This window comes from Streptomyces sp. NPDC107559 (genome assembly GCF_055657365.1).
The window spans coordinates 461,600-472,308 of the sequence record NZ_JBVKBD010000001.1 but is presented as its reverse complement, the minus strand read 5'-3'; the positions used below and the strand labels follow the sequence as shown (position 1 = coordinate 472,308).

9 protein-coding genes are annotated in these 10,709 nt (G+C 74.0%); 2 read left to right on the top strand and 7 right to left on the bottom strand.

All coding sequences use genetic code 11. From position 1 onward, the window contains the following. Positions 1-2 precede the first annotated feature (2 nt). Positions 3-755 carry a hypothetical protein gene (locus ACZ7OY_RS01955; protein WP_471909583.1) on the bottom strand — a complete coding sequence of 251 codons (753 nt, stop codon included), beginning with the start codon at positions 753-755 and terminating at the stop codon, positions 3-5. Position 756: 1 nt separating this feature from the next. Beyond that, on the bottom strand, positions 757-1,293 hold the full coding sequence (locus tag ACZ7OY_RS01950) for an RNA polymerase sigma factor (RefSeq protein WP_471909582.1): 537 nt from the start codon (positions 1,291-1,293) through the stop codon (positions 757-759). A gap of 342 nt (positions 1,294-1,635) precedes the next feature. On the opposite strand from ACZ7OY_RS01950, the gene ACZ7OY_RS01945 reads away from it, so the two are divergent. Next, a complete protein-coding gene (locus ACZ7OY_RS01945; protein WP_471909581.1) occupies positions 1,636-2,652 on the top strand; it encodes an aspartate-semialdehyde dehydrogenase in 1,017 nt (338 codons plus the stop codon). Here ACZ7OY_RS01945 and ACZ7OY_RS01940 read toward each other — a convergent pair. Further along, positions 2,649-3,206, bottom strand: a complete 558-nt coding sequence (locus ACZ7OY_RS01940) for a DUF1203 domain-containing protein (RefSeq protein WP_471909580.1) — start codon at positions 3,204-3,206, stop codon at positions 2,649-2,651. The genes ACZ7OY_RS01945 and ACZ7OY_RS01940 overlap by 4 nt on opposite strands. A gap of 112 nt (positions 3,207-3,318) precedes the next feature. On the opposite strand from ACZ7OY_RS01940, the gene pepN reads away from it, so the two are divergent. After that, positions 3,319-5,892: an aminopeptidase N gene (pepN, locus tag ACZ7OY_RS01935; RefSeq protein ID WP_471909579.1), complete on the top strand. Its 2,574-nt coding sequence runs from the start codon at positions 3,319-3,321 to the stop codon at positions 5,890-5,892. 194 nt (positions 5,893-6,086) lie between these two features. Here the strand turns inward: pepN and ACZ7OY_RS01930 are convergent, their stop codons facing one another. The 4 genes from ACZ7OY_RS01930 to ACZ7OY_RS01915 form a co-directional block, all read right to left on the bottom strand. Next, positions 6,087-7,568: an FAD-dependent monooxygenase gene (locus ACZ7OY_RS01930; protein WP_471909578.1), complete on the bottom strand. Its 1,482-nt coding sequence runs from the start codon at positions 7,566-7,568 to the stop codon at positions 6,087-6,089. Between the two features lie 134 nt (positions 7,569-7,702). Beyond that, positions 7,703-7,987, bottom strand: a complete 285-nt coding sequence (locus tag ACZ7OY_RS01925; protein ID WP_471909577.1) for a hypothetical protein — start codon at positions 7,985-7,987, stop codon at positions 7,703-7,705. A gap of 114 nt (positions 7,988-8,101) precedes the next feature. Further along, positions 8,102-10,237, bottom strand: coding sequence for a 4-alpha-glucanotransferase (gene malQ, locus ACZ7OY_RS01920; RefSeq protein ID WP_471909576.1), 2,136 nt, complete (start codon positions 10,235-10,237; stop codon positions 8,102-8,104). Next, a complete protein-coding gene (locus tag ACZ7OY_RS01915) occupies positions 10,238-10,426 on the bottom strand; it encodes a hypothetical protein (RefSeq protein ID WP_351617156.1) in 189 nt (62 codons plus the stop codon). Positions 10,427-10,709 lie beyond the last annotated feature (283 nt).

The window sequence follows — 10,709 nt, the reverse complement described above, 5'->3', positions numbered from 1 at the left end:
GCTCACTCGCAGGTGAGGGTGCGCGAGCCGGGCAGGGCCCGGCCGACGGCCGCCCGTTCCCGGGCGACGGCGTCGGCTCCGGTGATCCAGGCGTCGGCGAGGGCGGAGTGCTGCGGCACGACGACGAGGACGTGCTGGCCGGCCCGGGCATCCGCCCCGGCCTCCCGCTCCAGCAGGAACCCGACCTCGGCCGGGGACTTCTCCGGCTTGTAGGAACGGGTCACGTGCAGCGTGACCCGGCGCTGCGCGGTGCCCGCCACCGGCTCCACCGCCGTGACGTCGCCCTCGACGACGAGCCGGGCGCACGCCAGGTACTGCGGGCTCTCCAGAAGCGTTCCGGCGGCCGCCTCGGGCCCGACACCCTTGGCGTCCCCCTTCGCGGCGCTGTCCGAGGCGGCGGAACCCCCGCTCACCGCGTTCCCGGCCCGGACGACCAGCCAGCCCGTCCCGACCACCAGCGCACCGGCGGCGGCGACGGCCACGGCGCGCAGCGCCAGGGCGAACGGACGGCGCCGGGGCGCGCGTGGCCGCACGGGGGCGGGTGCGGGCCCGTCGGCGGGTGCGGGCGTGGTCAGGGCGTCCGCGACCAGGCCCAGGTGCCGCCGCAGCAGGGCCACGTCGGCCGTCGCGGCGCGGTGGGCCGCCAGGAACTCGGGGTCCGTGCGGGCCCGCCCGGACAGCGGTTCACCGGTGATCGCCGCCAGCAGTGCCTCGTCGGCGACGTCCGGCTCGCGGCCGTCGTGTCCGGCGGTCATGTCACACCACCTCGTCCTCGTGCAGCCGGACGCGCAGGGCCCGTACCGCCGTGTGCAGCCTGCTCTTGACCGTGCCCTCGGGGATGCCGAGCTCGTCGGCGATCGACCGGACCGGCAGATCGGCGTAGAAACGCAGGACGAGGACCTGCCGCTGGGCGTCCGGCAGTTCGTCCAGGCCCCGGGCGACCGCGAGGGAGAGCAGGCTGGTGTCCTCGCCGGAGTCGTGCGCGGGCTGGCGCAGGGAGGCCAGGCGCTCCCCGACGCGCTCCTGCCGCCGCCGGGCCCGGTGCCAGTCCATGGCCAGGTTGGAGGCGACGACCGCCGCCCACGCCGACACGTCACGCGGCGCCTCGCGGCCGCTCGCGGCCCGTTCCAGCAGCCGCAGGCGGACCTGCTGCACCCCGTCCGGCAGGTCCGCCTGCGGCACCCCGCCCAGGGCGAGCACCGCCCGCACCCGGCGTTCCTGGGCCGCGTCCAGCGGGTCGTCGCCCGCCGTGGCGTCGGCCCCCCGGCCGCGCCAGGCCTTTCTGCGCAGCACAAGCCACCCCCTCCGCACGTTTCCCCTACGACGCCGGCGGGGGCCGAAACGTTCGGCCGGAAGTCCCGGGGCGTCCAGAGGCGTACGTCACATCATCGTGTGGGGGAGGTGCCGGCGGGCAGGGTCCGGAGCAGCACAGCTTGCGGCGCAGAGCCCTCGCCGAGGGAATATCTCCAGCTCAGCGGGGGTTCGGTGGGCAGGAACGCACCTGGCGTCCGCGGGATCGCGTCCCATTCCTCGGGCACACCCGGCAAAGAATTGGACACATGGGCCAGGGGCGGCAGCATGATGGAAAAGCCCCCGTCAGTCACACACGAGCAAACGTACGCAGAGGGAGTCGCCGTGAGGGTCGGAATCGTCGGAGCCACCGGTCAGGTCGGCACGGTCATGCGCAGGATCCTCAAGGAGCGCGACTTCCCGGTCACCGAGCTGCGGCTGTTCGCCTCGGCCCGCTCGGCGGGGACGGTCCTGGACGGTGTGACGGTGGAGGACGCGTCGAGCGCCGACTACTCCGGCCTGGACATCGTGCTCTTCTCCGCGGGCGGCGCGACCTCGAAGGCGCTGGCCGAGAAGGTCGCCGCCCAGGGCGCCGTCGTGATCGACAACTCGTCCGCCTGGCGCAAGGACCCCGAGGTCCCCCTCGTCGTCTCCGAGGTGAACCCGCACGCGATCGCGGACCGCCCCAAGGGCATCATCGCCAACCCGAACTGCACGACGATGGCCGCGATGCCGGTCCTGAAGCCGCTGCACGAGGAGGCCGGTCTGGAGGCCCTGGTCGTCGCCACCTACCAGGCCGTCTCCGGCTCGGGCGTCGCGGGCGTCGCGGAGCTGCACGGGCAGGCACTGAAGGTGGTCGCCGACGCCGACCGGCTCACCCACGACGGCGCGGCGGTCGACTACCCGGAGCCGCAGGTCTACCAGCGCCCCATCGCCTTCAACGTGGTCCCGCTCGCCGGGTCCGTCGTCGACGACGGTCTCAACGAGACCGACGAGGAGCAGAAGCTCCGCAACGAGTCCCGCAAGATCCTGGAGATCCCGGAGCTGAAGGTCTCCGGCACCTGTGTGCGCGTCCCGGTCTTCTCCGGCCACTCGCTCCAGATCAACGCCCGCTTCTCCCGCCCGATCGACGCGGCGCGCGCGACGGAGCTGCTGGCCGGCGCCCCGGGTGTGGTCCTCTCCGACATCCCCACCCCGCTCCAGGCGGCCGGCCGGGACGCCTCGTACGTCGGCCGTATCCGCGCCGACGAGACCGTCGAGCACGGTCTCGCCCTGTTCATCTCCAACGACAACCTGCGCAAGGGCGCGGCCCTGAACGCGGTGCAGCTCGCGGAACTGGTGGCGGCGGAGCTGAAGGCCTAGGGCCTGCCGACCTCGTAGAGGAAGCAGCCGTACTCGACGGCCCGGACGTGGACGAACGCCACGGACGGGTCGTCGAGCGCGTTGTGGAACGCCTCTCGGAAGGCCGTGTCGCCGGGAGTACCCACCAGCTCGCCGCCCAGGATGTGGCCCCCGGCGGAGTAGCGGCGCACGGTCCGGTGGGCGTTGCCGAACGGGATGCCGTCCCCGGCGTCGTCCCGGCCGGGTCCCGCGCACTCCCGCGCGTGGATGAACACGGGGCCCTGCTCGTCGTACGCCCCGAGGTCGGCGCCCGTCCGCGCCGCCCAGCGGCGCAGTGGCGCGTACGAGACCAGGGCGATCCGCTCGCCCGGCTCGCTGTGCCGCAGACAGCAGCGCAGCGGGGAGCCGCCCTCGTCGTCGGTGAACGGGGCGCAGGGCCGCCCGGCGTCGTCGGCGGTGCGCAGTTGCGCCAGGTCCGACGGGGCGATGGGCCGGACCGCGTAGGCCGCGGTCGACACCGCGGGTGCGGTCGGGCGGGGGGTCGGGGCGGGGTGCGTGGCCGGGTGTGTCGTCATACCGTCAGGCTCGCGCTCCTGCGCGCCGTTCACCGGCGGGTTTTGGACATCGCGTTCCGTGCAGGTCGCATGGAAGGATGGCGCAACCGACACATAACGAGGAGATGAACGCGTGCCTGGCACAAACCTGACTCGCGAAGAGGCGCAGCAGCGGGCGTCGCTGCTCACCGTTGACTCGTACGAGATCGAACTCGACCTCTCCGGCGCTCAGGAGGGCGGCACCTACCGGTCCGTGACCACGGTGCGCTTCGACGTCGCCGAAGGGGGCACGGAGTCCTTCGTCGACCTGGTGGCCCCGGCCGTCCACGAGGTCACCCTGAACGGCGACGCGCTCGTCCCGGCCGAGGTGTTCGCCGACTCCCGGATCGCGCTGCCGGGTCTGCTCGCGGGCCGCAACGTGCTGCGGGTCGTCGCCGACTGCGCGTACACCAACACCGGTGAGGGCCTGCACCGGTTCGTCGACCCGGTCGACGAGCAGGCCTATCTGTACACCCAGTTCGAGGTGCCGGACGCCCGTCGTGTCTTCGCCTCGTTCGAACAACCCGACCTGAAGGCGACCTTCCAGTTCACCGTGAAGGCGCCGACCGGCTGGACGGTCGTCTCCAACTCGCCGACGCCCGAGCCGAAGGACGACGTCTGGGAGTTCGCGCCGACGCCGCGTATCTCCACGTACATCACGGCGCTGATCGTGGGCCCGTACCACTCGGTGCACAGCGTGTACGAGAAGGACGGGCAGTCGGTGCCGCTCGGCATCTACTGCCGGCCCTCCCTCGCCGAGTTCCTGGACTCGGACGCGATCTTCGAGGTGACCCGGCAGGGCTTCGACTGGTTCCAGGAGAAGTTCGACTACGCGTACCCCTTCGAGAAGTACGACCAGCTGTTCGTACCGGAGTTCAACGCGGGCGCGATGGAGAACGCGGGCGCGGTCACCATCCGCGACCAGTACGTCTTCCGGTCGAAGGTGACCGACGCGGCCTACGAGCTGCGGGCGGAGACGATCCTGCACGAGCTGGCCCACATGTGGTTCGGCGACCTGGTCACCATGGAGTGGTGGAACGACCTGTGGCTGAACGAGTCGTTCGCCACCTACACGTCCATCGCCTGCCAGGCGTACGCGCCCGGCTCGCGCTGGCCGCACTCGTGGACCACGTTCGCCAACTCCATGAAGACCTGGGCGTACCGGCAGGACCAGCTGCCGTCCACGCACCCGATCATGGCCGAGATCAACGACCTCGACGACGTGCTCGTCAACTTCGACGGCATCACGTACGCCAAGGGCGCGAGCGTCCTGAAGCAGCTCGTCGCCTACGTCGGCATGGACGAGTTCTTCGCCGGCGTCCAGGCCTATTTCAAGCGGCACGCGTTCGGCAACACGCGCCTGTCCGACCTGCTCGGCGCGCTGGAGGAGACCTCCGGGCGCGATCTGAAGACCTGGTCGAAGCAGTGGCTGGAGACGGCCGGCATCAACATCCTGCGGCCCGAGATCGAGACGGACGCCGACGGGGTGATCACCTCCTTCGCCGTCCGCCAGGAGGCCCCGGCGCTGCCGGCCGGTGCCAAGGGCGAGCCCACGCTGCGCCCGCACCGCATCGCGATCGGCCTGTACGACCTCGACGGCGGCAGCGGCAGGCTGGTGCGCACCGAGCGCCTGGAGCTGGACGTCGACGGCGAGCTGACGGCCGTGCCGCAGCTGGCCGGACGGGCCCGCCCGGACGTGGTCCTGCTCAACGACGACGACCTGTCGTACGCGAAGGTCCGTCTGGACGAGGCGTCCCTGGCGTTCGTCACGGAGCACCTGGGCGACTTCGAGTCGTCGCTGCCGCGTGCCCTGTGCTGGGCGTCGGCCTGGGACATGACCCGCGACGCCGAGCTCGCCACCCGCGACTACCTGTCCCTGGTGCTGTCCGGCATCGGCAAGGAGTCCGACATCGGTGTCGTGCAGTCGCTCCAGCGTCAGGTGAAGTCGGCGATCGACCTGTACGCCGACCCGACGGCCCGGGAGGCCCTGCTGACCCGCTGGACGGAGGCGACGCTGGCGCACCTGCAGTCGGCCGCGCCGGGCGGCGACCACCAGCTGGCCTGGGCGCGGGCGTTCGCGGCCACGGCCCGTACGCCGGAGCAGCTGGACCTGCTGGAGGCGCTGCTGGACGGGTCGCAGACGGTCGAGGGCCTGGCCGTGGACACGGAGCTGCGCTGGGCGTTCGTGGAGCGGCTCGCGTCGGTCGGCCGGTTCGACGAGGCGGAGATCGCGGCCGAGTACGAGCGGGACCGTACGGCCGCCGGCGAGCGTCACGCGGCGACCGCCCGGGCCGCCCGGCCGACCGAGGAGGCCAAGGCGGAGGCGTGGGCGTCGGTCGTCGAGTCCGACAAGCTCCCGAACGCCGTCCAGGAGGCGGTCATCGGCGGCTTCGTCCAGACCGACCAGCGTGAGCTGCTCGCCCCGTACACGGAGAAGTTCTTCGAGAGCGTCAAGGGCGTCTGGGACTCGCGTTCGCACGAGATGGCCCAGCAGATCGTGGTCGGTCTGTACCCCGCGCTCCAGGTCGGCCAGGACACCCTGGACCGGACGGACGCGTGGCTGGCCGCCGTCGAGCCCGGCGCGGCCCTGCGCCGGCTGATCTCGGAGTCGCGCTCGGGCGTCGAGCGCGCACTGAAGGCCCAGGCGGCGGACGCGGCTGCGTCCTAGCCCCGTCGTCCTGGCCCTGCCCCGACGGCCCCGGCCGGCCCGCGCTCCGTGTGCGGCCGGCCGGGGCCGTCGCACGTCGGGCGCGGCCGGTCCGGGCGCCTGACGTGGTGGGTCCGGGGCAGCCCCGGCCGATTCGGGCCGGTGGGCGTGCGTACCCGCGGTCCGGACGCACGGCAGGCGCGCTCGGACCGCCGCTACCGGGTCTCCGCCGGGCCGACATGGGCGATGAGCGCGGCCTCGATCGCCGCCGGGCCGGCGGTGTCGGCCGCCCAGGCGACGTATCCGTCGGGCCGCACCAGCAGCGCCGTACGACGGCCGCTCGCCCAGCGGGCCACGGCCAGCCGGTCCCCGCGGGCGCCCGGCTCCTCGTACGCCTCCGGGGTGACCAGCACGAACCGGCCGCCGCGCAGGGCCTCGTACAGGCGGCCGCCGCCGGCGAGGGCGAGGTCGGGGGCGCGGACTCCGGTGAGGGGGTGGGAGCCTCTGGGCGCCGGGTAGCGGTAGCCGATGCCGGTGATCTGGCCGATCACCTTCCGGCGGGCCGGGCCGGCCATGTCGAGGACGGCGGTGAGGCCCGCGCGCAGGACCAGCGTCCGCAGCCGCTTGGCCATCGCGAGGCGCACGATGCCGCCGCTGCTGCGCAGGACCGCCTTGCCGACGGGGTGCCGTTCGGTCTGGTAGGTGTCCAGGAGCGCGGCGTCCGCGTGACCGTGGACCACCTGGGCGAGCTTCCAGCTCAGGTTGGCGGCGTCCTGGAGGCCGGTGTTCATGCCCTGACCGCCGGCCGGGGTGTGCACATGGGCGGCGTCGCCGGCGAGGAAGACCCGGCCGACCCGGTAGGCGGGCACCTGGCGTTCGTCGCTGTGGAAGCGGGACATCCAGCGGGCGTCGTGCATGCCGTAGTCGCGGCCGAGGGCGAGCCGGGTGACCTCCCTGACCTCGTCCAGGCCGACGGGCTCGTGGTCGGGCACGTCGCGGGCGCGGTTCCAGGCGACGACCCGGTGATAGCCGTCGCCGAAGGGCACGACGAGGGCGAAGGCGTCACCGACGGTGTTCACGGTGAGCGGGTTCTCGGGCTCCTCGGCCAGCCGCACATCGGCCAGCACGACGGAACGGATCACCGACTCACCGGGGAAGGGCAGCCCGATCGCGTCCCGTACGGTGCTGCGCATCCCGTCGGCCCCGACCACGTAGGCCGCCGGCAGCTCCCCGGACGCGCCGCCGGGGCCGCGCGTGCGGACCGTCACGCCGGCCGCGTCCTGGGCCAGGGAGACGAACTCCGTCTCGTACCGGAAGTCCACCCCGGCGGCGGCCGCGCGGCGTTCCAGGACCTTCTCCACCTCGTACTGCGGGATGACGAGGAGGTGGTTGTAGCGGGAGGGCAGGGTGCCGAGGTCGATGGTGAGGCTGCCGAAGAGGCGCAGCCGGTCCAGGGGCCGGCCGGCCGCCTCGATGTCGTCGGCGAGGCCGCGGGCGTCGAACTGCTCCAGGGTGCGGGCGTGCAGCACGAAGGCGCGGGAGAGGTTGCTGATCCTGTGCGGGCGCTTCTCCAGGAGCGTGACCCGCACCCCGGCGGCGGCGAGGTCCCCGGCGAGCAGAAGGCCGGTGGGGCCCGAGCCGACGACGACCACGGGGAGGGTGGTGGCGGTGCCGGTGGTGCCGGTGGTGCCGTTCATCCGGGCCTCCTGCGTCTCCTCGGCTGCCCGTGAGATTCTGCCGGAGACGTGCCGAGGGCGCCGTCCTCACCACCCGTACGGGGGGTGGGGACGGCGCCCTCGGTCGAAGCGTCAGGATCCGACGGTGGCCTGGGTCAGGCCTTCGCGCCCGCCCCCGCCTTGACGGCGGTCTTCGGCCGGCGGCTCTTGGGCCGGCGGTCCGTCGACTTGTCCAGGACCATCACCAGGCCCGTGATCACCGCGAAGATCACCAGCGGGAGCACGACATAGAGGCCCAGCGTCTCGATGACGCTCAGGCCCGAACCGGGGTCGTCGCCGTCGTCGCGGGTGAGCGCGAGCGCGGGGGACGACATGAGCAGCATCATCAGCGTCGTACCGGCAGCCAGGGCGCCGGCGCGCAGGGCGTTCTTCTTGTCCACGGTTCAAAACTAGCGAACGCCCGGGTCGACCGCGCGCCCGGGGTGCCGTAGCAGGCCCGAGGACCCCTCGCGACCTCCCCCCGGGGGCGCCCGGTGGGCGCCCGGTGGGCGCTCTCACCCCTCCCCGGGGACGCCTCCCGCCTCCTCGTCCCGGCCCTCCCGGACCGCGTCCATCAGCGCGCGCACCCGCGGCGACGCGGCCAACTCCTCCAGCGTCACCGGACGGCCCTCGGGGTCGGCGATCGGCAGCCGCCAGTTCGGGTACTGGTCCCAGGTGCCGGGGAGGTTCTGCGGACGCCGGTCCCCGACGCCGTCGGGGAGCCAGACCCCGATCAGCCGGGCGGGGGTGCGCAGCAGGAAGCGGTGGACGGCCCGGACCTCGGCCTCCTCCGCGGCGGTGTCGCCGCCCTCGGCGCCGGGCAGCAGTCCGAGCCGGGTGAGCAGGGCCAGCCACTCCCCCGTGTCGGCGGCCGCCTCGGCCCGCTCCTGTGCCAGGGGGCGGGTCGACAGGCCCAGGCGGTCGCGGAGTTCGACGTGGTCGCCGGAGAGGCGGGAGGCGGTGGGCGGCAGGTCGTGGGTGGTGGCGGTGGCGAGGCAGTCGGAGCGCCAGCGTCCGGGCGGCAGCGGACGGCCGTCGCCGTCCCAGTCCCGTTCGAACCACAGCACCGACGTGCCGAGCACCCCGCGTTCGCGCAGTGCCTCGCGCACCCCGGGCTCCACGGTGCCGAGATCCTCGCCGATCACCACCGCCCCGGCCCGGGAGGCCTCCAGGACCAGCACGGCGAGCATGGCCTCGGCGTCGTAGCGGACGTAGGTGCCCTCGGTGGGCGGCAGGCCCTGCGGGATCCACCAGAGCCGGAACAGGCCCATGACGTGGTCGATGCGCAGGGCGCCCGCGTAGCGGAACAGGGCGCGCAGCAGCTGACGGTAGGGGGCGTAGCCGGACTCGGCGAGTTGGTCCGGGCGCCAGGGCGGCAGGCCCCAGTCCTGGCCCCGGGCGTTGAAGGCGTCCGGCGGGGCGCCCACCGACATGCCCGCGGCGAAGTACTCCTGCTGCGCCCAGGCGTCGGCGCCCCCGGGGTGCACCCCGACCGCCAGGTCGTGCACCAGCCCGACCGGCATACCGGCCTCGCGCGCGGTGCGCTGGGCGGCGGTCAGCTGGGCGTCGGTCAGCCAGGCGAGCCGGCTGTGGAAGTCGACGCGGTCCATCAGCTCGACCCGGGCGCGGGCGGTGTCCGCCGAGCGCGGGTCGCGCAGCCCGCCGGGCCAGCGGCTCCAGTCCGGGCCGTGCACCTCGGCGAACGCGTACCAGGTGGCGTGGTCCTGGAGCGCCTCGCCCTGTTCGACGAGGAAGTCGCGGTAGGCGGCGTACCGGCCGGGCCCGAGCGGTACCTCGAAGACCAGCTCCAGCGCCTCCCGCTTGAGCTCCCACACCGCGTCCCGGTCGATCCACGCCCCCTTCTCCAGCACCGTCTCGCGCAGTCGCGCGGCCCGTTCCAGCAGCGAGCGCACCCGTTCGCGGTCCTCCACCCAGGCGAACTCGGGGATGTCCTCGACCCGCAGATGGACCGGGTCGGGGAAGCGGCGTGAGGAGGGCCGGTAGGGGGACGGGTCGGCGGGCGGACCGGGCACGGCCGCGTGCAGCGGATTGACCTGGACGAATCCGGCGCCGAGCGCGCGTCCGGCCCAGGCGGTGAGTTCGCCGAGGTCGCCGAGGTCGCCCATGCCCCAGGAGCGCCGCGACAGCAGGGAGTAGAGCTGGACGAGCAGTCCGTACGAGCGCCCTTCGGGGGTGGGCAGGCGGGGTGGGGCGACGACGAGGTGCGCCTGTGCCGTGCGGCCGTCGGGGGCGGTGGCGGTCAGCCGGTGGACGCCGGGCGGAAGGCCGCCGACGGCGGTACGGGTCTCGCCCTGCCCGATGGTCCGGATCTCGCCCTGTTCGGTGTCGACGCGCAGCCGGGTGCCCTCGGGCAGCGCGTCGAGCGCGCGGGGGGCGGTACCGGTCCGGCAGACCACGGTGGGCGGCAGCAGCCTCGCGCGCAGGGCGCCTTCCCGGGCGGCGAGGGCGGCGCGGGCGGCCTGCGGGGTGCCGGCGTCCACACCGAGGGCGGCCAGGGCGCTGACGACCGCGGTGGCCGAGGCCTCGACGGTGCGGTCCGGGGAGGGGCTGTAGGAGGTGGCGACGCCGTGCAGCGCGGCGAGCCGTGACAGGTCCTCGGAGAGGGGCGCGGCCGTCCCGGGTGCGGTCATCTACGGCCTCGTGACGTCGGTGTCCGCGGCGGCGAGCGGGGGCTCGCTGGTCAGGGGCTCCGCGTCGGGCAGCGGAGGTTCGCTGGTCAGCGGGGGCTCGGCGCAGATCCGCTCGGCGCCGAAGGCCCGGCAGGCCTCGCGTTTGGAGGGGGCGGGGAGCAGGGGGCGGGCGGATGCGGGTGCGGCCACGGGGGCCTCCTTGTCGGGTGCGGACGACGCCGGACGGGATACCGCAGCCCTACCCACCGATGGCTGTTGCAGACGTCCGAGGCGGGTAGAACGCACATGTCGTCACATTCCACACCCGTACTCCACGCTCCGGCCCTCCTACGCCGCTCGGCACCCCCGCGCGCGGGCGCGCGTGAGGGGCGCGCGAGCGCCTCGGGGCGATCGGGTGAACGGACGCACCCGAACGGCGCACGCACGCCGCAGGCGCTGCACGCGTGCGCTCCCGGAACGTCCGGCCCTGGGA